21 protein-coding genes and 1 pseudogene are annotated in these 23,080 nt (G+C 71.0%); 14 read left to right on the top strand and 8 right to left on the bottom strand.

Annotation, left to right across the window (positions count from 1 at the left end; all coding sequences use genetic code 11):
- The first annotated feature begins 72 nt into the window (after positions 1-72).
- The 6 genes from ACIBJB_RS01555 (at position 73) to araD (ending at position 7,932) form a co-directional block, all read left to right on the top strand.
- Positions 73-1,215 (top strand): substrate-binding domain-containing protein, encoded by a 1,143-nt coding sequence (locus ACIBJB_RS01555; protein ID WP_398925365.1) that lies wholly within the window; start codon positions 73-75, stop codon positions 1,213-1,215.
- A gap of 2 nt (positions 1,216-1,217) precedes the next feature.
- Complete coding sequence (locus ACIBJB_RS01550; RefSeq protein WP_398925363.1) at positions 1,218-2,807, top strand: sugar ABC transporter ATP-binding protein; 1,590 nt, start codon at positions 1,218-1,220, stop codon at positions 2,805-2,807.
- Complete coding sequence (locus ACIBJB_RS01545) at positions 2,804-3,823, top strand: ABC transporter permease (RefSeq protein WP_398925360.1); 1,020 nt, start codon at positions 2,804-2,806, stop codon at positions 3,821-3,823. Before ACIBJB_RS01550 ends, ACIBJB_RS01545 begins: the two co-directional genes overlap by 4 nt.
- Positions 3,824-3,888: 65 nt before the next feature.
- Positions 3,889-5,601, top strand: a complete 1,713-nt coding sequence (gene araB, locus ACIBJB_RS01540; RefSeq protein WP_398925358.1) for a ribulokinase — start codon at positions 3,889-3,891, stop codon at positions 5,599-5,601.
- Positions 5,602-5,651: 50 nt separating this feature from the next.
- Positions 5,652-7,169 carry an L-arabinose isomerase gene (gene araA / locus ACIBJB_RS01535; protein ID WP_398925356.1) on the top strand — a complete coding sequence of 506 codons (1,518 nt, stop codon included), beginning with the start codon at positions 5,652-5,654 and terminating at the stop codon, positions 7,167-7,169.
- A gap of 34 nt (positions 7,170-7,203) precedes the next feature.
- On the top strand, positions 7,204-7,932 hold the full coding sequence (gene araD, locus ACIBJB_RS01530; protein WP_398925354.1) for an L-ribulose-5-phosphate 4-epimerase AraD: 729 nt from the start codon (positions 7,204-7,206) through the stop codon (positions 7,930-7,932).
- 45 nt (positions 7,933-7,977) lie between these two features.
- Here araD and ACIBJB_RS01525 read toward each other — a convergent pair whose 3' ends face one another.
- Positions 7,978-9,204 carry a CdaR family transcriptional regulator gene (locus ACIBJB_RS01525; protein WP_398925352.1) on the bottom strand — a complete coding sequence of 409 codons (1,227 nt, stop codon included), beginning with the start codon at positions 9,202-9,204 and terminating at the stop codon, positions 7,978-7,980.
- 280 nt (positions 9,205-9,484) lie between these two features.
- On the opposite strand from ACIBJB_RS01525, the gene ACIBJB_RS01520 reads away from it, so the two are divergent.
- From ACIBJB_RS01520 to ACIBJB_RS01505, 4 genes are read left to right on the top strand one after another with little or no spacing between them, the layout of a single operon-like run.
- Positions 9,485-10,423 (top strand): substrate-binding periplasmic protein, encoded by a 939-nt coding sequence (locus ACIBJB_RS01520; RefSeq protein ID WP_398925350.1) that lies wholly within the window; start codon positions 9,485-9,487, stop codon positions 10,421-10,423.
- Between the two features lie 9 nt (positions 10,424-10,432).
- Complete coding sequence (locus tag ACIBJB_RS01515) at positions 10,433-11,182, top strand: amino acid ABC transporter permease (RefSeq protein ID WP_398925348.1); 750 nt, start codon at positions 10,433-10,435, stop codon at positions 11,180-11,182.
- The gene (locus ACIBJB_RS01510; RefSeq protein WP_398925346.1) at positions 11,179-11,973 is read left to right on the top strand and encodes an amino acid ABC transporter ATP-binding protein; all 795 of its coding nucleotides are present in this window, start codon (positions 11,179-11,181) and stop codon (positions 11,971-11,973) included. Before ACIBJB_RS01515 ends, ACIBJB_RS01510 begins: the two co-directional genes overlap by 4 nt.
- Positions 11,970-13,259 carry an NAD(P)/FAD-dependent oxidoreductase gene (locus tag ACIBJB_RS01505; RefSeq protein WP_398925344.1) on the top strand — a complete coding sequence of 430 codons (1,290 nt, stop codon included), beginning with the start codon at positions 11,970-11,972 and terminating at the stop codon, positions 13,257-13,259. Before ACIBJB_RS01510 ends, ACIBJB_RS01505 begins: the two co-directional genes overlap by 4 nt.
- 38 nt (positions 13,260-13,297) lie before the next feature.
- Here the strand turns inward: ACIBJB_RS01505 and ACIBJB_RS01500 are convergent.
- The 3 genes and pseudogenes from ACIBJB_RS01500 to ACIBJB_RS01490 all read right to left on the bottom strand — a co-directional run.
- Positions 13,298-13,622: pseudogene (locus ACIBJB_RS01500) on the bottom strand (M24 family metallopeptidase); the annotation flags it as partial.
- A gap of 17 nt (positions 13,623-13,639) precedes the next feature.
- Positions 13,640-13,984 (bottom strand): MazG-like family protein, encoded by a 345-nt coding sequence (locus ACIBJB_RS01495; RefSeq protein WP_398925342.1) that lies wholly within the window; start codon positions 13,982-13,984, stop codon positions 13,640-13,642.
- 35 nt (positions 13,985-14,019) lie between these two features.
- Entirely contained in the window at positions 14,020-14,595 is a 576-nt protein-coding gene (locus ACIBJB_RS01490; RefSeq protein ID WP_398925340.1) for a DoxX family protein, read from the bottom strand.
- Positions 14,596-14,727: 132 nt separating this feature from the next.
- Between ACIBJB_RS01490 and ACIBJB_RS01485 the strand changes: the two genes are divergently transcribed.
- Together ACIBJB_RS01485 and ACIBJB_RS01480 are read left to right on the top strand one after the other, a co-directional pair.
- A complete protein-coding gene (locus tag ACIBJB_RS01485) occupies positions 14,728-15,054 on the top strand; it encodes a nuclear transport factor 2 family protein (protein ID WP_398925338.1) in 327 nt (108 codons plus the stop codon).
- A 56-nt stretch (positions 15,055-15,110) separates the two neighbouring features.
- Positions 15,111-16,091, top strand: coding sequence for an aldo/keto reductase (locus ACIBJB_RS01480; RefSeq protein ID WP_398925336.1), 981 nt, complete (start codon positions 15,111-15,113; stop codon positions 16,089-16,091).
- A 22-nt stretch (positions 16,092-16,113) separates the two neighbouring features.
- Here ACIBJB_RS01480 and ACIBJB_RS01475 read toward each other — a convergent pair whose 3' ends face one another.
- The 4 genes from ACIBJB_RS01475 to ACIBJB_RS01460 form a co-directional block, all read right to left on the bottom strand.
- The gene (locus ACIBJB_RS01475) at positions 16,114-16,803 is read right to left on the bottom strand and encodes an ABC transporter ATP-binding protein (RefSeq protein WP_398925333.1); all 690 of its coding nucleotides are present in this window, start codon (positions 16,801-16,803) and stop codon (positions 16,114-16,116) included.
- Positions 16,804-16,857: 54 nt separating this feature from the next.
- Positions 16,858-18,315 carry an ABC transporter permease gene (locus ACIBJB_RS01470; protein ID WP_398925331.1) on the bottom strand — a complete coding sequence of 486 codons (1,458 nt, stop codon included), beginning with the start codon at positions 18,313-18,315 and terminating at the stop codon, positions 16,858-16,860.
- A 341-nt stretch (positions 18,316-18,656) separates the two neighbouring features.
- Positions 18,657-19,415, bottom strand: a complete 759-nt coding sequence (locus tag ACIBJB_RS01465; RefSeq protein WP_398925329.1) for an SDR family oxidoreductase — start codon at positions 19,413-19,415, stop codon at positions 18,657-18,659.
- Between the two features lie 28 nt (positions 19,416-19,443).
- Positions 19,444-20,478 carry a Gfo/Idh/MocA family protein gene (locus ACIBJB_RS01460; RefSeq protein ID WP_398925327.1) on the bottom strand — a complete coding sequence of 345 codons (1,035 nt, stop codon included), beginning with the start codon at positions 20,476-20,478 and terminating at the stop codon, positions 19,444-19,446.
- 116 nt (positions 20,479-20,594) lie between these two features.
- Here ACIBJB_RS01460 and ACIBJB_RS01455 point away from each other — a divergent pair, with 116 nt between their 5' ends.
- Together ACIBJB_RS01455 and ACIBJB_RS01450 are read left to right on the top strand one after the other, a co-directional pair.
- Positions 20,595-21,896: a multidrug effflux MFS transporter gene (locus tag ACIBJB_RS01455; protein WP_398925325.1), complete on the top strand. Its 1,302-nt coding sequence runs from the start codon at positions 20,595-20,597 to the stop codon at positions 21,894-21,896.
- Positions 21,848-23,023, top strand: a complete 1,176-nt coding sequence (locus ACIBJB_RS01450) for a serine hydrolase domain-containing protein (RefSeq protein WP_398925323.1) — start codon at positions 21,848-21,850, stop codon at positions 23,021-23,023. The genes ACIBJB_RS01455 and ACIBJB_RS01450 overlap by 49 nt, the downstream gene beginning before the upstream one ends.
- The last annotated feature ends 57 nt before the right edge of the window (positions 23,024-23,080 follow it).

The raw sequence follows: 23,080 nt of genomic DNA, 5'->3' as shown, positions 1-23,080 counted from the left end.
CCTCCCGAGACACCAACCAGACACGCCAACCAGACACGCCAACCAGACACGCCAAGAAGGGCGCTGATTCCCATGCTCCGCACCAGAAGGTCCCGCACCCTGGCCACCGCCACCGCCGTGCTCCTCTCGCTCGCCGCCGCGGGCTGCTCCAAGAGCGCGGGCGGCTCCGACGCGTCCAGCTCGGCCGGTACCAAGGCCGCCGCCCCGGTCGCGCTGGCCGGCTCGGTCACCTTCAACCAGACGAACCTCGCCAAGCTCGACGCGGCGCTGAAGTCCGCGCTGGCCGGCAAGGACCTGTCCAAGGTCGACATCGCGATGGTCGTGAACGTGGCCGCCGACTACTGGAAGGCCGGTCAGGTCGGCTTCCTCAAGGGCTGCTCCGACCTCGGCATCGCGAAGGGCAAGTGCACCTACTTCGCCCCGCCCGGCGGCAAGCTGACCGAACAGAACTCCGAGCTGGAGACGCTGCGTTCGCAGGGCGTCACCGGCTACTCGATCTCGGCGATCGACCCGACCTCGGCCGCCGGGACCATCCACACCGACGTCCAGAAGGGCATCGGCGTCCTGGCGATCGACTCACCGCTGCCGGGCACCGACGCCGCCTCGCTCTACCTGGGCACCCCGAACTACACCGCCGGCTTCCAGGCGGGCACCGCGATGAAGCAGGTGCTCGGCGGCAAGGGCAAGGTGGCGATCCTGGTCGGCTCCCTCACCGCCTCCAACGCCACCCAGCGCATCGCCGGCTTCGAGGCGGCTCTCAAGGGCACCAAGATCACGGTCGCGCAGAAGGTCAACGACAACCTCCAAGCCAGTACGGCGACTTCGGACGCGGAGACCATCCTCGCGAACAACCCGGACGTGAACGGCCTGTACGGCGTCTACTCCTACGACGGTCCCGCGCTGGCGCAGGCGGTCACCTCGGCCGGAAAGACCTCGTCCGTGCACATCGTCTCCGACGACTCCGACGCCCAGACGCTGAAGTTCATCAAGTCCGGCGTGATCTCCGGGACCGTCGTGCAGATGCCGTACCAGCAGGGCTACACCGGGGCGTACATCCTGGCCGCGGAGAAGGTGCTGGGCAAGGACAAGACGATGGCGCTCGTCAAGCCGTATCTGGAGAAGGACGGTTCGACCCTGAGCTCCGGCGTGGGCCTGGTCACCAAGTCCGACCTGGGCGCGTACCAGTCCCTCGAGTCGCAGCTCGGGATCGGCTGAGCATGACGGCCACGAAGAACGTCCCGGACAACACACCGGACAACGCCCCGGACCGCGCGGTCACCGCGCGGCTGCGGGGGGTGCACAAGTCCTACGGCCCGGTGCGCGTCCTCGACCTGCCCGAACTCGACCTCTACGCCGGCCAGGTGATCGGCGTGGTCGGCGAGAACGGGGCCGGGAAGTCCACGCTGATGGGCACGCTGGCCGGATCGGTGCACCGGGACGGCGGCGAGATCCTGATCGGCGGGGAGCCCCTCGCCGCCGGGTCCACCGAGGCCGCGGGGCAGCTCGGCATCGCCATGGTCTCCCAGGAGTTCCCGCTGGTCGGACAGCTCTCGGTGGCCGAGAACCTGCTCCTCGGCCGCCGCCCCCGCCAGTCGAGGCGACGGCTGCTGGTGGACCGTACGGCACAGCGGGCCGAGGCGAAGGCGATGCTCGCGGAGATCGGCCTGTCCGCCGAGACGATCGAGGTGAACCGGGAGGTCCGCACCCTTCCGGTGCCGACCCGCCAGATGATCGAGATCGCCAAGGCCTGGGGCCGCGAACCCAAGCTGTTGATCCTGGACGAGCCGACCTCCTCCCTGGGGCCGGTCGAGGCCGGCATGGTGCTCGGCCTGGCCCGCCAACTCGCCGACCGCGGCGGCACCGTGCTGTTCATCGGACACCGCCTCGACGAGGTGCGGGAGATCAGCGACCGGGTCCTGGTGCTGCGCAACGGCAGGCTGGTCGCCGACCTCGAACCGGCGGAGGCCGGCGAGGAACGGCTGATCCGGGAGATGGTCGGCGGCGAGGTCGCGCAGGGCGAACCGAAGGCACCACCCGCGACCAGCCCGGTCCTGCTCCAGGCCGAGGGCCTGACCGCGGAGGGCCTCGGACCGGTCGACCTCGACGTGCGTGAGGGCGAGATCCTGGGCGTGGCCGGGCTGATGGGCTCGGGCCGCAGCCGCCTGGTTCACACCATCGCCGGGGCACAGCCCTCGACCGGCGGCCGGATGCTGCTGGGCGGCACGCCCTACCGGCCGCGGGGCGCGGGTGACGGCGTGGCGGCCGGGATCGCGCTGATCCCCGAGGACCGCAAGGAGCAGTCGCTCGTCCTGTTCGCGTCCATCCGGGCGAACGTCGTCGTCTCGGTGCTCAAACGGATCAGCACCCGGGGTCTGCTCGCACCGGGCCGGGAACGCGCCGAGGCCCGGAAGATCACCGAGAACGTCAACGTGCGGATGCAGTCGGTGGAACAGCCGATCGGCTCGCTGTCCGGCGGCAACCAGCAACGCGCCATCTTCGGCCGGGCGTTCGCCGCCGAACCGCGCCTGCTGCTGCTCGACGAGCCGACCCGTGGCGTGGACGTGGGTGCGAAGGCGGAGATCTACAAGCTGATCGACCAGGCGGCTGAGCAGGGCATGGGGATCGTGGTCGCCTCCTCCGAACTGGAGGAGCTGCTGTGGATCTGCCACCGCATCGCGGTGATGAACCACGGCCGGGTGGTCACGGTCATCGACCGGGCCGACGCCACCAAGGAGCGGATCATGACGGCCGCGGCCGGCACCGCCCCTTCCGACAACCACCACGTGACGAACGGAGTTACAGCATGAGCGCGCAGACCACGCTCGCCCCGAACGAGGTCGCGCCGCCGTCCCGTTCGGCCGCATCGACCCTCGCCCGCAGACTCGCCGCCTCCCCGGAGGCCGGCGTGATCATCGCCTGCGTGGTGGTGTTCGTGGCCATCGCCGCCAACGCGGAGACGTACACGGCGGTGGGCAACCTCCAGGTGATGGGCCGCGACCTCTCGCAGGTCGGGATCCTCGCGATCGGCGAGGCGCTGGTCATCCTCACCGGTGGCATCGACCTGTCGGTGGGCGCGCTGGCCGGTCTGGCCGGCATCCTGGCCGGCTGGATGAACGTCAACGAGGGCCTGCCCGCCCCCCTCGCGATCCTGCTCACACTGGTGATCACCGCCGCCGTCGGTCTCTGGCACGGCGTCATGGTCACCCGCCTCAACGTGCCGCCCTTCGTGATCACCCTGGTCACCTACACCGTCGCGCAGGGCACGGCGCTCGCCATCACCAGCGGCTCGCCCATCAACAACCTCGACCCGATGTTCAGCAACCTGAGCCAGTACTACCTCGGCGAAATACCGGTCCCCGCCCTGTTCTTCGTCGGCGCGGCGGCCGTCGCCTGGTTCGTCCTTGAGCGTACCTACGTGGGCCGCCAGATCTACGCGGTCGGCGGCAACAAGGAGGCCGCCCGGCTGGCCGGCATCCCGACCGCGCGCCGGATCACCTCCACCTACGTGGCCAGCGCGGCCCTCGCCGGCCTGGTCGGCGTCCTGGTGATCGGCCGTATGAACGTGGCCGACCCCTCGGTCGGCGCCGGCTGGGAACTGACCGCGATCGCCGCCGCGGTGGTCGGCGGGATGTCACTCTCGGGCGGTGAGGGCCGTATCGCGGGGATCGCGGCGGGCGCGATCCTGCTGGAGTTCATCACCAACGGCCTGCTCGCCCTCAAGGTCAGCCCCTACGACCAGCAGGTCGTCCAGGGAGCGGTCCTCGGCGTCGCCATCCTGCTGGACCGGGCGCGCGCTCGTTACTTCGGCAGGAGCCGGAGTTAGTACGGCGGGCATCGGTAGGGAAGTCGCCCGCGTCCCCAGCTTCTGGAAATCGAACGTAGATCGATATGTCGAACACCTCAGTGTGGAGGAGGCCGCCGGTGAACGCCGGACGAGAGACAGCCGCGCACCCGGAACCCTGTGTCGTAGGAGTCGACTTCGGGACGCTGTCCGGACGGGCCGTGGTGGTCCGCGTGCGCGACGGCGCCGAGTTGGGGACGGCCGAGCACGCGTACCGGCACGCGGTCCTGGACCGGGAGCTGCCGGACGGTACGGGACTGCCCCCGGACTGGGCCCTCCAGGTCCCGTCGGACTACGTCGACGTGCTCCGCCACGCGGTACCGGCAGCGCTCGCGGCAGCCGGTGTGCGCCCCGAGCAAGTGATCGGCATCGGCACGGACTTCACCGCCTGCACGGTGTTGCCGGTGCTCGCCGACGGCACACCCCTGTGCGAGCTGCCCGGGTACGCCTCCCGCCCGCACGCCTACGTCAAACTCTGGCGTCACCACGCGGCCCAGGCCCAGGCCGACCGGATCACCGCACTGGCCGCCGAACGGAAGGAGCCGTGGCTGCCGCGGTACGGCGGGAAGATCTCCTCCGAGTGGGAGTTCGCCAAGGCCCTCCAGGTGCTGGAGGAGGACCCCGAGATCTACGACCGCACCGAGCGGTGGGTGGAGGCGGCGGACTGGATCGTCTGGCGGCTGTGCGGCACGTACGTCCGCAACGCCTGCACCGCCGGCTACAAGGGCCAGCTCCAGGACGGCGCCTACCCCTCCCGTGCCTACCTGGAGGCGCTCAACCCCGGCTTCGCCGACTTCGTGACGGAGAAACTGGAGCAGCCGATCGGCCAACTCGGCGGTCTGGCCGGTGGGTTGACGGCCGAAGCGGCGGCCTGGACCGGACTGCCCGAGGGCATCGCGGTCTGCGTGGGCAACGTCGACGCCCATGTGACGGCACCCGCGGCCGGTGCGGTGGAGCCGGGGCAGATGGTGGCCATCATGGGCACCTCGACCTGCCATGTGATGAGCTCCGACCGCCACGAGACGGTGCCCGGCATGTGCGGCGTGGTCGACGGCGGCATCCTGCCGGGGCTGTGGGGTTACGAGGCCGGGCAGAGCGGCGTCGGCGACATCTTCGGCTGGTTCGTCCGCACCGGATTCCCCGCCGCGTACGCCGAACAGGCCGCCGCCCTCGGCCGCGACGCGCACGAACACCTGACGGCTCTCGCGGCCGGGCAGCGGGTGGGCGAGCACGGGCTGATCGCGTTGGACTGGCACAGCGGCAACCGCTCGGTGCTGGTCGACCACGACCTCAGCGGTGTGATGGTCGGCCTGACGCTCTCGACCCGGCCCGAGGACGTCTACCGCGCGCTGCTGGAGGCCACCGCGTTCGGCACCCGCACCATCATCGAGGCGTTCGAGACGTCCGGGGTGCCGGTCGGCGAACTGATCGTCGCGGGCGGTCTGACGAAGAACGCCCTGTTGATGCAGATCTACGCGGACGTCACCCGCCGCCCCCTCGGCGTCATCGGCTCCGCCCAGGGCCCGGCGCTCGGCGCCGCGATGCACGCCGCGGTGGCGGCAGGGGCGTACCCCGACATCCAGGCCGCCGCCCGGTCCATGGGCAAGGCCGACCGCGGCGTCTACCAGCCGGACCCCGAACGCGCCGCGGCCTACGACCGCCTCTACGCCGAATACCGGCTCCTGCACGACTACTTCGGCCGCGGCGCCAATGAGGTCATGCACCGGCTACGGCGTCTGCGTGCCGAGGTCTCCGCCTGAAGGGTCCCAACTCCGGTCCCCAGCAATCCCGTTCGAAAGGAACCTCCGTCATGACCGCTCCCGAAATACCGTCCACCGGCCAGGAGATCTGGTTTCTCACCGGCAGCCAGGGCCTGTACGGCGAGGAGACCCTGAGCCAGGTCGCCCACCAGGCACGGAAGATCGCCGAACGACTCGACGCGGCCGAGCCGATCCCTCTGCGGATCGTGTGGAAACCGGTGCTCACCGACGCCGACGCGATCCGGCGGCTGTGCCAGGAGGCCTCATCCTCCGACAGCTGCGTGGGGGTGATCGTGTGGATGCACACCTTCTCCCCGGCCAAGATGTGGATCGCGGGCCTGAGCGCGCTGGACCGTCCCGTGCTGCATCTGCACACCCAGTACAACCTGTCGCTGCCCTGGTCGAGCATCGACATGGACTTCATGAACCTCAACCAGGCCGCCCACGGGGACCGCGAGTTCGCCCACATCGAGTCCCGGATCGGCGTCGACCGCAAGATCGTCGCCGGGCACGCGACCGAGCCCCGCGTGATCCGGCGGATCGCCGCCTGGACGAGAGCCGCCGCGGGCCGCCAGGCGGCCCGCACCCTGCGCCTGGCGCGCTTCGGCGACAACATGCGCGATGTCGCGGTCACCGAGGGCGACAAGGTCGAGGCCCAGCTGCGGTTCGGGTTCTCGGTCAACACCTACGCGGTCAATGACCTGGTGGCCGTGGTCGACGTGGTGGAGGACAAGGCGGCCGCCGAACTCGCCGCCGAGTACGTCGAGTCCTACGACGTCGTGCCCGCCCTGCGCCCCGGCGGCATCCGCCACGACTCCCTGCTGTACGCCGCCCGCCAGGAACTGGGCCTGCGCACCTTCCTCACCGAGGGCGGCTTCACCGCCTTCACCACCAACTTCGAGGACCTCGGCGGCCTGCGCCAACTGCCAGGGCTGGCCGTCCAGCGCCTGATGGCCGACGGCTACGGCTTCGGCGGCGAGGGCGACTGGAAGACCTCCGCCCTGCTGCGCACCATGAAGGTCATGGGCGCCGGACAGCCCGGCGGCACCACCTTCATGGAGGACTACACCTACCACCTCGGCCCGGGCACCCCGCGCGTTCTCGGCGCCCACATGCTGGAGGTCTGCCCCTCGGTGGCGGCCGCCCGGCCCCGCTGCGAGATCCACCCCTTGTCGATCGGCGGCCGCGAGGACCCGGTCCGCCTGGTCTTCGACGCGGCCGAGGGCCCCGCCGTCGTCGTCGGCCTCTGCGATCTCGGTGACCGCTTCCGGCTGACCGCCAACGCCGTCGACGTCGTCGGCCCCAGCGAGCCCCTGCCGCACCTGCCCGTGGCCCGGGCGGTGTGGAAGCCGCGCCCCTCACTGGCGGAGTCCGCCGAGAGCTGGCTGCTGGCCGGCGCCCCGCACCACACCGTGCTCAGCTCCGCCGTCGACATCGAGACGCTGACCGACTACGCCGCCATGACCGGCGTCGAGCTCCTCACCATCGACGAACACACCAGCACCGACCGGTTCGCCAAGGAAATCCGCTGGAACGCCGCCTACCACCGCCTCGCCCAGGCCCTGTGACCATGACCGACGGCCGCGTCGAAGGAGCCGAGCGATGACCGTACGAGTCCGCGACGGCCTGCGGGAGGAGGTCCTGAGGGCGAACCTCGCCATCCCGCAGGTAGGCCTGGCGACCCTGACGTGGGGCAACGTCAGCGGAGTCGACCGCGAGGCGGGCGTGTTCGTCATCAAGCCGTCGGGCGTGCCCTACGAGGATCTCGCTCTGGACGACCTGGTGACGGTGAGGCTGTCCGACGGCGCGGTGGTAGAGGGCGATCTACGCCCCTCCACCGACACCGAGACCCACCGCTGCCTCTACCGCGCCTTCCCCTCCATCGGCGGCGTCACCCACACCCACTCCACCCACGCCGTCGCCTTCGCCCAGGCCCGCCGCGACATCCCCGTCCTCGGCACCACCCACGCCGACACCTTCAACGGCCCCATCCCCGTCACCCGCGACCTCACCGCAGAGGAGTGCGCCAAGGACTACGAGTACAACACCGGCGTCGTCATCGTCGACACACTGCACGAAGACGACCGGAAAGCGAGCGAGGTCCCGGCGGCCCTCGTGGCCAACCACGGCCCCTTCACCTGGGGGCCAACCGCCCGCAAGTCCCTGGAACACGCGATCATCTGCGAGGCGGTCGCCGACATCGCCCTCCACACCCTGTCCCTGTCCCCGGCCGCCCCACCGCCCAGCCACCTGCTCGACCGCCACTACACCCGCAAACACGGGCCCGACGCGTACTACGGCAACCCGGAGGTGACCACGCCCTCCGGCTGACCGGGGCCATCGGGTGATCGGGTGATCGGTGATCGGGCCGGAGACTCACCCGCCACCGCCACCGCCACCGCCCCCACCCCCGTCGCCGGCCCCCGTCCCTCCGCCCAACCGATCCGCCAGACACGCCAGATACAACGCCATCGTGGTCCGGTGGTCCCGCAGTGGCCGGCCGGTCGCCTGCTCGATCTTGTTCATCCGGTAGACGACGGTGTTCCGGTGGATGTGCAGGGCCTCGGAGGCGCGGACCAGGTTGAATCCGCTCTCGCACCATGCCGTGATGGTGTCGCGCAGGACCGGCCAGTCCGGCTGGCCGCGCAGGCTCGCGGTGGTGCGTTCGATCAGGCGGTTGCGGGCGGACTGGGACACCGCCGTGAGGGCCTGGTGGACGCGCAGGTCGGTGATCAGGTGGACGGGGGAGTCGCTCGCCACGCGCGCCCCGAGGCGGAGCGCGTCGCAGGCGTCCTGGTAGGAGTCGTGGAGGCCGCTCACGGAGGCGGCCGGTTCGCCGATACCGGCTCGGGCGACGAGACCGTCCTGCGCGGCGATGACGTCGGTGGTCCGCCGGCAGTCGTCCAGCAGGGAGGTCACCGGGCGCCGGTCCGGGAGTCTGCGCAGGACGCCGATCCAGCCGGGAGCCGTGGAGGCGATGATGTCCTGGGGGTCGGCGAAGACCTCGCGGACCGTGCGCAGCAGTTCCGAGCGGACCAGTGCCATGTCCCGGGTGGGCGCCCCCTGGCGGCGGGCGCCCGCGTCGGGGACCCGTACCTCGATGGCGACCGCGACCCGCCGCAGCCGTAGGTCGAAGCCCAGCTCGGCGGCCCGGAACAGCAGGAAGTCGCCCTCCACGACCTGCGGGTCGTACGACGCGACGTCGGCCAGCAGCTTCTCCGCCGCCCGCTCGGCGAGCAGGCGGGAGCGCAGCATCACGGACTCCCTGAGCAGGATCTCCGTCTGGCGTTTGACGAGCAGCCCGAACCGGCGCACCTGCGCGGGCGTCCCGGTGATCCCGACCGTGCCCACGGCCTTTCCGTTCGCGACCAGGGGCAGGGTGACTCCCGGGCGTACTCCGCGCAGTTGCTGTGCCTGGGACGCGTTGTGCGTGGCGGGTTCCTGGGTGCGGACGACCTCGACGGACGCCTCGTGGAAGCTGCCCACCCGGCTGCTGTCGCCGCTGCCGATGACCACGCCGCCCGCGTCGGTGATCAGCACGTTGAAGCCGATGACGGCGGTGGTGTCGGAGGCGATCTCCTGCGCGAGTGACGGGCTCAGCATGAGCGGTTCTCCCGTCGACGGGCATGCCTGGGTGGACGAACCGTACAGGGGATCGATCGAATTCGGCCACAAGTCTGTACGGAGTACACGGTGACGTAACCGAGGCCGGTTCGTAGCGTATGGCCCCAAACGCATCCCCGATCGCATCCGCAATCACCTCCCCGATCCGGATCCCTGGATCTCGATCGCTCGATCCATCCCCCTCACATCCCCGCCGGGGGCACAGCGCGGTGAGTCGGCGGGCTCCCCTCCGCTCCTTCAGCATCGTTACGGAAGGCCCATGCCGATGATCCGTATGCGTCCGCTTGCCGTCGCTCTGTCCGCCACCCTCCTGCTCCTCGGGACCGCCGCCTGCGGCTCCGGTGACGACGGCGGCCCCAAGAACGTGTCGGCGAAGACCGCCGCGCTGGGCACCCTCACACCCGGCGTCATCAAGGTGGCCGTACAGCCGTACGCCCCCTACACCAGCGTCCAGGGCGACAAGATCGTCGGCCTGGACGGCGACATCCTCAACTACGTCGCCAAGAAGCTCGGCCTGGAGGTAAAACCCCAGGTGACGGACTTCGCCGGCATGCTCGCCGGGGTGCAGTCCCGCCGCGTGGACATCACCGTCGGCGGTGTCGCCTGGTCCGCCGACCGGCAGAAACAGGGGCTGTTCACCGACCCGCCCTACTACTCGCCCCCGGCGATGGCCGTCCGCAACGGCAAGACGTACAAGACCGTCGACGACCTCGAGAACCTGAGCCTCGGCACCGTCGAGGGCTATGTCTGGGTCAAGTCGATCCAGTCCGTCCCCGGCGCCAAGCTGCACGCCTACCCCGACGCCAACGGCGTCTTCGACGACCTCGGCGCGGGCCGCGTCGACGTCGGCTTCCTCGACCCGCTCCTCATCATCGCGGCACAGAAGGAACGCCCGGAGCTGAAGATCAGCACCCAGTACCTGACCCCGCCGACCGCCGCCCAGGTCAAGGCGAAGCCCGCGTACGCCTACTTCCAGTCGTACCAGACCGGCTTCTACCTGCCCAAGAAGGCCACCAAGCTGGAGCAGGCGATCTCCGCGCAGATCGACGCCATGTACACGAACGGCGAGATGGCCAAGCTCGTCGAGAAGTACGGCGGCGACCCCGAGCAGTTCCTGAAGCCGGCCGCCGACGTCGCCACCGCGCGCCGCGGCGTGGACCGGCCGCAGGACTGGAACCCGCCGACCATCGCGAAGTGAGGGGACGACATGTCCGGTCTCTTCCAAGTCCCCTGGTCCGACTACCAGTCCGACCTGACCGACGCGCTCTGGCGCACCGTCTCCTACACGGCCGTGAGCTTCGTCGGCGCGGTCCTGCTCGGTCTCGCGGTGGCGCTGCTCCGGCTCAGCAGAGCGTGGCCCGCGCGTGCCGTCGCCGCCGTCTACACCGAGGTGTTCAAGAACGTCCCGCTCCTCGCCATCATCTTCCTCACCTACTTCGGGCTGGCCTCGGCGGGCATCCGGCTGGACGTCTTCACCGCCGGCTGCCTCAGCCTCGTCGTCTTCTACGCCGCCTACCTGTCCGAGATCTTCCGCTCCGCGATCAGCGGCGTGCACGCCGGACAGACGGAGGCCGGGGAGGCGCTGGGCCTGGGCAGGGTGGGAATCTTCGGGCACATCGTGCTGCCGCAGGCCGTACGGCAGGCGCTGCCCGGCACCAACACCATGCTCGTCGACCTGCTGAAGTCCACCTCGCTGCTGGTCACCGTCTCCGCCGCCGAGCTGATGTCCGAGGGGCGGCTCATCACCTCGGCCACCTTCCGGGCCCTGGAGGTGTACCTGGTCATCTCGGCCATCTACTTCGCCCTGTGCTACCCGCTCTCCCAGCTGCTCCTGCTCCTCGAGCGCAAGGTGCGGGCGGGCATCCCCCTCTCCCCGTGGCGGCGACGGCGCCTGAAGGCGGCACGCGCCCTGCTCGCCCCGGCCGTGGAGGCCGACATGAAGGCAGGTGCCGTATGACCGAGTCGGTCACCACCCCGCAGACCACGCCTCGGACACCGACAGAGGCCGTCGTACGGATCAACGGGCTGAGCAAGTCCTTCGACGGCCGCCTCGTCCTCGACCAGGTGGATCTGGAGGTCGACCGCGGCCGGATCGTCAGCGTCATCGGACAGAGCGGCGGCGGCAAGACGACCCTGATGCGCTGCGTCAACCTGCTGGAACGGCCCGACCACGGCACGATCGAGGTCGCCGGAGAGGTGGTGCACAGCGACGGCCGCACGGTCTGCCGCGACCTGCCCCGGCTGCGCCGTACCGTCGGCATGGTCTTCCAGCGGTTCCACCTCTTCCCCCACCTGACCGCCGTGGAGAACGTCGTCCTGGCCCAGCGCACGGCGGGCGTCCCGGAACAGGAGGCGCTGGAGCGTGCCGTCACGCTGCTGCGCCGGGTCGGCGTCGCGCACCGCGCCCTCGGCCGGCCCGAGCAGCTGTCCGGCGGCGAACAGCAACGCGTCGCCATCGCGCGGGCCCTCGCCCTCAAGCCCGAGCTGCTGCTCTTCGACGAGCCCACGTCCTCCCTGGACCCCGAGGCGACCCGGGAGGTACTGAGCGTGATGCGCGAACTCGCCGCGGACGGAATGACGATGCTGCTGGTCACCCACGAACTCCCCTTCGCCCGCGAGGTGTCCGATCACGTCGTCTTCGTCGACGGCGGCCGGATCGTGGAGGAGGGCAGGCCCGAGGACGTGCTCGACAGCCCCTCCCAGGCCCGCACCCGGGAGTTCCTCGCGTCGTACGGAACCGCCTCATGACCGGTACGCCGGCTCTCACCGGTGACGGACCCGTGGTGGTCGTCGGGGGCGGTGTCATAGGACTGTGCACCGCGTACTACCTGGCGGCGGCCGGGCTTCCGGTGGAGGTCGTCGAGCGGCGCGGGCTGGGCTCGGGGGTGTCCCGGGGCAACGCGGGCTGGGTCTGCCTCAGCCACTCGACGCCCGTCCCGTCCCCCGGAGTGCTGCGCTACGCCCTGCGCTCCGTGGGCCGTCCGGACTCGCCGCTCTATCTGCGGCCGCTTCCCGACCCGGCGTTCCTGCGCTGGCTGTGGCGGTTCTGGCGCAGCAGCGCACCGGCCGCCTTCCGGCGGGGCTACGCGGCGATCGCCGACCTCAACCACGACACCTTCGACCTCTTCGACGGGCTGCGCGAGGCCGGGGTGGCCACCACCCTGACCCGGCCCGGCATGGTGCACGCGTTCCTGTCGGCGGCCGAGGCCCGTCATCACCTCGCGCTCCAGCGGGAGATGGCGGAAGGCCACTATCCGATGCCCGACGACATCACCATGGGCGACGAGGCCCGTCTGCTGGACGGCGCGCTCTCATCCAAGGTGCGTGCGGCCTACCTCGTCGAGGGCGAGGGCGTGGTCGATCCGGAAGGGTTCGCCCGCGGACTCGGCGAGGCGCTCGCCGCCGCGGGGGTGAAGGTCCACGAGAACGCGGAGGTCACCGGATTCCGGTTCGGGGCGGGACGGGTGACCGCACTGCAGACCGACCGGGGCGAGATCCCCTGCTCGGCCGTCGTCGTGGCGGCCGGAATGCGGTCCCCGGCGCTGCTGCGCGAGCTCGGACACCGGCTGCCGCTCCAGGCCGGCAAGGGCTACAGCTTCGCGGTGGACCTGGACCCGGCACCCCGGCACACCCTGTACTTCGGCGAGCGCAGGGCCGTCGCCTCACCGATCGGTACCACCACCAGGATCGCCGGCACGATGGAGCTGAGCGGCAACAACAACCGCCTCGACTGGCGCCGGATCGTCGCGGTGGCGCTCGCCAGCCGCCACTACCTGGGCCGGTGGTTCGACGACCCCGACGACCTGGTGAGCCTGATCCGGGACCCCTGGGTCGGCGGCCGGCCCTTCCTGCCGGACGGACTCCCGGTGATCGACCGTGTGCCAGGCCGGGAGAACGTCTTCGCGGCCACCGGCCACGGCATGCTCGGCGTCACCCTGGGCCCTGCCACCGGCCACCGGCTCGCCGAGTACATCCGCACCGGTCGCCGCCCCGAGGTCCTCGCCCCGTTCGGCTTCGACCGGCTGCGCGGCTGAGGGGGCACGGCGGCCGGCGCTCTCACGCCACGATCGCCATCCCGCGATCCGTGGCGGAGCCGCCTCCGCCCTGCCGCCGTGCATGTCACGACGTCCGCGATCCGCACGCCGAAGCGGCCCGGCACACGCACTTCGGGGCCCATCGAGAGGCACAGGCCGGGGACGAGGAAGGTCTCCTCGCCCTCGGTGAGGTACGGCGGCTCGTGTGCGGTGACTCCGATGCCGTGACCGGTGCGTTCGGCGGCGTACTCGCCGTACCCCGCGTCCTCGATCAGCCGGCGTGCCCGCGGTCGACCTCCTGGCACGTCGCGCCGGGGCGACCGCCTCGAAGGCCGCCTGTTGGGCCGTACCGACGAGGTCGTGGCCGACCGGGTGAGGGTTCAGGCCGCCTCGGGGCCCAGTGAACGCTCTGTCACCCGGGTCAGATGGCGGTGGAAGACCTCGCGGGTGTCCGGGGTCAGCGTGCGCAGCGCCACCAAAGCGGTGATCACCACGTCGCACAGCTCACCCTGTACGTCCTCCCAGGTGTGGCTGACGCCCTTGCGCGGGTTCTGGCCGATCGCCCCGATGACCGCCTCGGAGACCTCGCCGACCTCCTCGGAGAGCTTCAGCATGCGCAGGAGGAGGCCTTCGCGACCACCCACGGGCTGATCCGCCTCCAGCCAGGCCCACAGGGCGTCGACGGACTTCCAGAGGTCCGGAGCGGGCATGCCGTGATCACTCATGCGGAGCAGCTTCCCACGGCGTGGGGCCCATTCGACTACTCCCCGAACAACGCCTCCTCCTCGTCGAACAGCGCCGTCTGCGCGTCATCGCCCCCGCTCTCCTTCTCCCGCAGCCGCCGAGCCCGCGTCCCCACCACCGCCGCGGTCACCAGCCCCGTCGCCGCGAGGGCCACCGGCACCATCCATCCCCGGTTGACCGTGTGGCCGAGGGCGTGGTCCAGGGAGATCCGGCCCGGCCCCGTCACCGCCAGGCCCGCCGCCGTGAGACCCAGCGAGGCCGCGTACTCGTAGCCGCCGCCCGCGTTGAAGAAGCCGTTGGGGGCGTGCACCGCGGACGCGCCGGCCATCGCGCCGGCCGCCGCCGCGCCCGCCGCCGGGGTTGCCAGACCCAGTGCCAGCAGGGTGCCGCCGCCCGCCTCGGCCAGCCCCGCCGCCGTGGCGCTCGCCCGGCCCGGCGCGTAGCCGACGGACTCCATGAACTGGCCGGTTCCCTCGAGGCCGCCCCCGCCGAACCAGCCGAGCAGTTTCTGCGCGCCGTGGGCGGCCAGCACACCCCCGGTTCCCAGCCGGAGGAGCAGCAGGCCCAGATCACGTCGGTCGTATGCGGTCACGATGACTCCCAGCACAAGAAGTGGAACGGGACCCCCCTCGCGTTTCCACCGTCGCACCGCTCACACCTGCCCGGAATACTCGCGCGGCCGTTCGGGTGGCGGCCCCGGGGGCGCGGTGTGAGTCTGGCTGGCATGACGATTCAGACCGCCAGACTCAGCGACCCGGCCGTCCGCGCCTTCGTCTCCGCCGTCAACGCCCATGACCGCGAGGCCTTCCAGTCCCTGCTCGCGCCCGGTGCGACCATGGCGGACGACGGCAGCGACCGTGACCTCGACGAGTGGGTCGACCGGGAGATCTTCTCCTCCAACGGCCACATCGATGTCGACAACGAGTCCAACGGCGGCCGTTCCCTCCTCGCCCATTACCGCAACGACGCCTGGGGCGAGATGCGCACCCGCTGGGACTTCACGGTCGGCGAGGACGGCAGGATCTCCCGCTTCGAGACCGGCCAGGCATAAGTTTCCGGTACGGCCCCTTGCCTTCGTGTGCGCTCCAACTCCTAGCGTTCTCAGGCATGGAGATCACACGCACTCTCGGCCGCTCCGCCATCGAGGTCAGCGCACTCGGCTTCGGCTGCTGGGCGATCGGCGGAGAATGGCAGGACACCGACGGCCGGCCCCTCGGGTGGGGCAAGGTCGACGACGAGGAGTCGGTACGGGCGGTCCGGCGCGCCCTCGACCTCGGCATCACCTTCTTCGACACGGCGGACACCTACGGCGCCGGACACAGTGAGCGGGTGCTAGGGCGGGCTCTGGGCAAGCGGCGGGACGACGTGGTCGTCGCCACCAAGTGGGGCAACGTCTTCGACGAGGAGACCCGCACCCGCACCGGCGTCGACGACACTCCGGCCCACGCCCGCCGCGCCCTCACGGCGTCCCTCGACCGGCTCGGCACCGACCATGTCGACCTGTACCAGCTGCACCTGAACGACCTGGACCCCGAGCGCGCGGCCGAACTCCGGGACCTGTGCGAGGAGTTCGTGGGTGAAGGGCTGATCCGCGCCTACGCCTGGAGCACCGACGACCCGGCCCGCGCCGCGGTCTTCGCACAGGGGGAGCACTGCACGGCCGTACAGCACGCGCTCAACGTGCTGCAGGACACGCCCGAAATGCTCGCTCTCTGCGAGGAGTTGGACCTGGCCAGCATCAACCGCAGCCCTCTCGCCATGGGGTTGCTGGCCGGCAAGCGCCAAGGGCCGCAGGACACCGGCGACATCCGCAGCAGGCCCCCGGCCTGGCTCCAGGGCTTCGGCGACGGTACGTCCGCCGACCCGGAGTGGCTGGCCCGCATCGACGCGCTGAGGGAGATCCTCACCAGCGAGGGCCGCACCCTGGCTCAGGGCGCCCTGGCCTGGCTGTGGGCCCGCAGCCCAATGACGATCCCGATCCCCGGCTTCCGGTCGGTGGCCCAGGCGGAACAGAACGCGGGGGCGATGGAGAAGGGGCCGCTCACCGCCGAGCAGCTGACCGAGATCGACAGCCTTCTGGAACGGTGAGCGGCCCCGCCCTGAACGGCTCCTACCCCTGAGCCAACGACTGTTCGGTCAACGTGAGTTGTCCCGCCTTGATGGTCGCGAGGTGGGGTGCCCGGCGGGCGATCGACGAGTCATGGGTGACCAGGATGAACGTCAGCCCGTACTCGTGCCACAGCCCCTCCAGCAGCGCCATGATCTCGTCGCGCATCGACTCGTCGAGGTTGCCGGTCGGCTCGTCGGCGAGCAGCACCTTCGGCTTCTTGACCAGCGCACGCGCGATGGCCACCCGCTGCTGCTGACCGCCGGACAGCTCGGCGGGCGCGTGGGTGAGCCGCTCACCCAGCCCCACCGAGCGGAGCGCCTCCGCAGCCCGCTCACGCCGTTCCGCCGGCTTCACCCCGAGCGGGACCAGCGCCGTCTCGACGTTCTCCTGCGCGGTCAGCGTCGGGATGAGGTTGAACGACTGGAAGATGATGCCGATCTTCTCGGCCCGCAGCCGGGTCAGCCTGGCCTCGCTGATCTTCGCCAGGTCGACGCCGTCCAGTTCGACGCTGCCCTCGGTCGGGCGGTCCAGGCCGCCGATCATCTGCAACAACGTGGACTTGCCGCCGCCGGTGGGGCCCTGGATGACCAACTGGTCACCGTCCTCGATGGTGAGGTCGACGCCCCGCAGCGCCTCCACCGTCTCCTTGCCGCGCGTGTAGCGCTTGGTGACGCCGGTGAGTCTGTACATGAGAACTCCGTAGAGAAGAGGAAGTGGGGAAGGCGACAGCGGTACCGAAAGCCGCTACGACACGCTGCGCAGCGCGTCCGCCGGCCGCATCCGGGACGCCCGCCACCCGCCCATCGCCCCGGCGATCAGCCCGCCGGTCACCGCGAGGCCCACCGCGAGCGCGATGGTGGTCATCGAGACGGGCGCGGTCAGCGCGATCTCCATGGTGTTCTGGGTGGCCTGCTGTCCGGGGCCGCCGCCCCCGCCGGGGCCGCCCGCGCCACCGCCGCCGGTGTTGCCGAGCTGTGCGGTCAGTTTCGGGCTGATCATGGTCACGGCGTACGCGGCCGCGAGGCCCAGGCCGATACCGAGGGCACCGCCGAGCAGGCCGTTCACCATCGATTCGCCGACGACCTGCCGGGTGACCCGGCGGCTCGGCCAGCCGAGTGCCTTCAGGGTGCCGAACTCGCGCACCCGGCGGGAGACCGCCGAAGAGGTCAGAAGGGCCGCGACCAGGAAGGCGGCGACGAGTACGGCGACGGACAGCCACTTGCCGACGCTGGTCGCGAGGTCGGAGGCGGTGGACAGGGACCCGGAGACGGTCTCCGCGAGATCGGCGGAGGTCGTGACGGTCGTACCGGAGATGTTCTTCTGGATCGCCGACTTGACCGAGTCGATCTGCTTGGAGTCGGTGGCCTTGACGTAGATCGTGGTGACCTGGTTCTTGGCGTCGGCCAGCGTCTGCGCCTGCTTCAGCGGCAGGTAGACGTCCGTGGTGGACTCGCTGCTGTCGGGCGTCGCAATGCCGATGATCGTGTACTTGGTGCCGGAGATCTTCAGGGTCCCGCCGACCTTGAGGGAGTTCTCCTTGGCGTACGCCTTGCTGACGACGGCGACCTTCGCGTCGGTCTGCGCGGCGGTGAAGGTCTTGCCGGTGGTGATCTCGGAGCCGGCCAGCGGGCCCAGCGTCTGATCGGTGACGTCCACGCCGGCGACAGAGTAGGAGTTCACGTCGAAGTTGGCGCCGCCGCCCTGGACCTGGGGCGCGGCGGTGCTGCCGCCGCCCGGGCCGCCCTGGCCGCCGTTCCCGGTGTTTCCACCGGAACTCTGCGCCTTGCCCTGGGTGAAGGAGCCGTCGACCTTGGTGACGTTCAGGGTCAGCGCGCCCACCGCGCTCGCCACGCCGCTCTGCTGGGAGACCTTGCTGACCACGCTGGACGCCAGGGCCTGACCGCCCTGGGTTGTCACGCGGTCGGAGCTCTGCGTGTCGTCGCTGTCGTTGGAGTCGGCGTCGAACTGGAAGTTCGGTCTGCCCGAACTTCCGGACGTCGGGGCCGACCTGGCCTTGGTGACGGTCATGTCGGTGCCGAGGCCGTAGAGCGACTTCAGGACCTTGTCCTGAGCCTGAGTCATGCCGGCCGACACCGAGTTGACGGTGATGACCAGCGCGATACCGAGCGCCAGACCCAGAGCGATGACCAGGGCCGCCTTCTTGCGCCGGCCCAGCTCGCGCTTGAGATAGATGCCAAACATCCCGTTCCTCGAGGTTCTTGGCGCCCGCTGTGGGCGCGCCCTCAAGGTAGGGACGCAGCATTGCGGGGCCGTGAGGAAGGGATATGTGCAGGCTGAGAAGGGATGTGCGTGAGCTGAGAATGTGCGCGGCGTCCGTCCACGGACCGGTGCGTACCTCGCGGTCCCACGCGAGATCCACCCCCACCCGGTCCATGGACGGCCGCCGCGCTCCCCCTCGGATGCGGTCATCGGAACGCCACTCCTCAAATGTGAAGCTCTTGTGGAGGGCGCGTGATGAGCATAAGCCGCCAACCGGCCGCAGTGGAGTGGAAGCTTATATTCCGCTTGTGGTAATCGGCTGCTCAGCCACGCCCCACATACGGCATCGCCGTCGCCAGTACGGTCGCGAACTGCACGTTCGCCTCCAGTGGCAGCTCCGCCATGTGCCGCACCGTCCGCGCCACGTCGGCCACGTCCATCACGGGTTCCGGCACGACCTCCCCGTTGGCCTGAAGCGCCCCGGCCCCCATCCGCGCGGTCATGTCGGTCGCCGCGTTCCCGATGTCGATCTGCCCCACCGCGATGCCGTACGGCCGCCCGTCCAGCGACAGCGACTTGGTGAGGCCGGTGAGCGCGTGCTTGGTCGCCGTGTAGGCCACGGAGTGCGGCCGGGGTGTGTGCGCCGAGATCGAGCCGTTGTTGATGATCCGCCCGCCCTGCGGGTCCTGCTCCTTCATCTGCCGGTACGCGGCCTGCGCGCACAGGAACGCCCCGTTGAGATTGGTGTCCACCACATGCCGCCAGGCGTCGTACGGCAGCTCCTCCACCGGCACGCCGCCGGGACCGAACGTCCCCGCGTTGTTGAACAGCAGATCCACCCGCCCGAACCGTTCCACGGCGGCGGCGAACAGCGCGGCCACGTCCTCGGGGAGCGAGACGTCCGTCCGTACGGCGAGACGGGCGCCCTCGGGCACGAGCGCCGCCGTCTCCTCCAGGGTCTCGGTCCGCCGTCCCGCCAGCGCCACCGACCAGCCCGTACGCAGCAGTTCCACGGCGACCGCGCGCCCGATCCCGGAGCCCGCTCCGGTCACCACGGCGCTCTTCACGTTCTTGGTGTCCATGAACCGGCAGCGTAGGTGAGACAGGGGCTCACGCCGGCGTGAGGAGCTCTCCCGGGTAGCGGACGCCGATCCGGTCCCGTATCGCGTCGAGCGTCCGCATCACCGCGAGGGTGCCCTCCAGCGGCACCAGCGGCGACTGGCTCTCACCGGCCCGCAGCGCCCGCATGACCTCGCGTGCCTCGTGCTTGAGGCTGTTGCGGGGCCCGTCGGCCGGGTCGGCGACGAACTCCTCCGGGTCGCGCCCGTCGCGGTGCAGGACGAAGCGGTCCGGGTGGAAGAAGCCGTTCGGGATGTCGATCCGGCCCAGCGAGCCGGTGACCGATGCGATCGTGGCGGTGCCGCCGGTCAGGGAGCAGTGCAGGGAGGCGAGCGCCCCGCTGTCCCAGGACAGCAGTGCGCCCGTCTGCAGGTCCACGCCCTCCTCGGAGAGCACCGCCTTCGCCGTGACGTCCGAGGGCTCCCCGAGCAGCAACTGCGCGAACGACACCGGATACACCCCGAGGTCCAGGAGCGCGCCCCCGCCCTGCGCCGGGTCCCGCAGCCGGTGCGCGGCCGGGAAGGGACCGGCGAGCCCGAAGTCGGCCTGCACGGTACGGACTTCGCCGATCGAGCCGTCGTCGACGAGGGCCTTGAGCCGCCGGACCAGCGGGTTGCAGTACATCCACATGGCCTCCATGAGGAAGCGGTCGTGCTCCTTCGCGAGCGCGACGAGCTCCTCGGCCTCCCGCACGTTCAGCGTGAACGCCTTCTCGCACAGCACATGGCGGCCGGCGCTCAGGCACAGCCCGGCGGCCGCGCGATGCGCCGCGTGCGGGGTGGCGACGTACACGACATCGATGTCCGCGTCCTCGGCCAGGGCGCCCCAGTCGCCGTACGCCCGCCCGATCCCGAACCGCTCCGCGAACGCCTTCGCCGAGGCCTCGGACCGCGAGGCCACCGCGACCACCTCCGCGTCGGGCCCCGCGGCGGAGCCGCTATCGGACAGCGTGACCAGGTCCGCGGTGAACGCCGCCGCGATTCCGCCCGTCGCCAGAATCCCCCAGCGCACGCTCTGCTCCGTCATCCCGGCTCCACCCTCGCTCACGTGACCCTCGCCACCCTGTACGAGCTGAGAGCATAGGTGGCCGGGGGTCCGGGGGGTCCCCCGGGACAATGCAGTACCAGGAGAGGGAGGGGCACATGCCCGAGCAGGGGCACCTTGGGCAGCGATGGCGCGCCGAGCGGGCGGACGTACCGGACGCGGGACCACCGGCGGCCGCCGTCCGCCGCACCGGCCTGCTCGTCACCCTCCTCCTCGGCGGCCTCACCGCCACCCCACCGCTGGCGATGGACATGTACCTCCCCTCGCTGCCGGAGGTCACCGACGCCCTGCACGCGCCCGCCGCCACCGTCCAGCTCACCCTCACCGCCTGTCTGCTCGGCATGGCGCTCGGGCAGCTGGTGGTCGGCCCGATGAGCGACCGCTGGGGCCGCAGGCGTCCGCTGCTCGTCGGTCTCGTCGTGTACGTCGTCGCCACCGCGCTGTGTGCCGTCGCGCCGACGGTGGAGTTCCTGGTCGGCTTCCGGCTGGCGCAGGGTCTCGCGGGCGCGGCGGGCATAGTGATCGCCCGTGCCGTGGTCCGGGACCTGTACGACGGCGTGGCGATGGCCCGCTTCTTCTCCACCCTCATGCTGATCGGCGGGGTCGCGCCGATCGTCGCGCCGCTGATCGGCGGGCAGATCCTGCGGGTGACGGACTGGCGGGGCGTGTTCGTGGTCCTGACGGTCATCGGCGCGCTGCTCGCCGCCCTGGTCTGGGTGCGGCTGCCCGAGACCCTGCCGGCGGCCGAGCGGCACACCGGCGGCGTCGGCGAGGCCCTGCACTCGATGCGCCGTCTCCTCGCCGACCGGCCCTTCACCGGCTACCTGCTCACCGGCGGCTTCGCCTTCGCCGCGCTGTTCGCCTACATCTCGGCGTCCCCGTTCGTGATCCAGGAGATCTACGGCGCCTCCCCGCAGACGTTCAGCCTGCTGTTCGGCGTGAACTCCGTCGGGCTGGTCATCGTCGGCCAGATCAACGGCAAGCTGCTGGTCGGCAGGGTGAGCCTGGACCGGGTCCTGGGCGTGGGTCTGCTGGTCGTGACGGCGGCGGCCGCGGCGCTGCTGCTGATGGCGACGGGGACCTTCGGCGAGGTGGGCCTGGCTCCCGTCGCGGCCGCGCTCTTCGTGCTGATGTCGGCGATGGGCGTCACCCTGCCCAACGCCCAGTCCCTCGCCCTCCTGCGCACCAAACACTCCGCCGGCTCCGCCTCCGCCCTGCTCGGCACGTCCTCCTTCCTCATCGGTGCGATCGCCTCCCCGCTGGTCGGGATGGCCGGGGAGGACACCGCCGTCCCGATGGCGGTCGTCCAACTGGCGGCAGCACTGGTAGCGCTCACCTGTTTCATGGCAATGTGCCGTACTGGGAACAAGCGTGCGACTACGGAGGGAGCGGGGAGCTGAGCGCACCGAGACTGCGCACCGACACACCGGAACGGGCCGGGCTCGACCCCGGGGAACTCCGGCTTCTCGTCCGGGAGTTCCACGCCCTCACCGCCGGCGCACACCCCTGGGCCCCGGGCGCCGTCCTGGCCGCCGGGCGCGGCCCGGTGATCGCCGTGGAGGAGGCGTCGGGCTGGGCCGTCCGCTACGCGTCCTACGACCCCGAAGCCGACGCGGGCGTGGAACTGCCTCCGGAGGCACGCGTCCCCGTCCGGGTGGACACCCCCTTCGACCTGGCATCCCTCACCAAGCTGTTCACGGCCGTGGCCGCGGTCCAGCAGATCGAGCGCGGCACGTTGGGCATAGACGCGCGGGTGGGCGCCTACCTGCCCGACTTCACGGCGGCCGCGACGCACTCCGTCACGGTCCGCGAGCTGCTCACCCACACCTCGGGACTGCGCCCCGAACTCCCTCTTCACGACTGCGGCAGCGACGAGGAGCGCCTGAACCTCCTGCGCGCCGAGCCGCCCATCGGAGTCCCCGGCACCTACACCTACTCCGACCTCAACCCGCTCCTCCTTCAGCACGTCCTGGAACGCATCACCGGCCGCCCCCTCGACGTCCTCGTCCACGAGGGCATCACCCGCCCCCTCGGCATGACGTCCACCCGGTTCGGCCCCTGCCCGGGAGCGGCGGCCACGGAGGACCAGCGCCGACCGTGGGCCAAGGCGGACCGGGGGATGCTGCGGGGCCTGGTCCACGACGAGAACGCGTGGTCGCTGGGCGGAGTGGCAGGCCACGCGGGCCTCTTCTCGACCGCCCGGGACCTCGCGATCTTCTGCCGGACCCTGCTGGCGGGCGGCGCGTACGGCCCCGCCCGCATCCTCGGCCCGGACTTCGTGGAGCTGCTGCTGACCCCACCGGGGCTGGGCTTCGCCATCGACCAGAAGTGGTTCATGGGCGAGCTCGCCGGGCGGGGCGCGGCGGGCCACACGGGCTTCACGGGCACGTCCCTGGTCCTGGACCCGGCGACGGACACCTTCGTCGTCCTGCTGGCCAACACGGTCCACCCACGAAGACGCCCCCCGGACAACAGACCGAGGGCACAGGCGGCGACGAGGGTGGCGCGAGCGGTGAGGGGGGCGTGAGGTTTTTCAGCCCGTCCGGCGTTTGAGGACGAGGCCCCTTCAGGGCCGACGGGGGTC

The sequence above is a fragment of the Streptomyces sp. NPDC050759 genome, from assembly GCF_044456945.1.
GTDB lineage: Bacteria > Actinomycetota > Actinomycetes > Streptomycetales > Streptomycetaceae > Streptomyces.
This window is presented reverse-complemented; position numbering and strand designations above follow the sequence as displayed.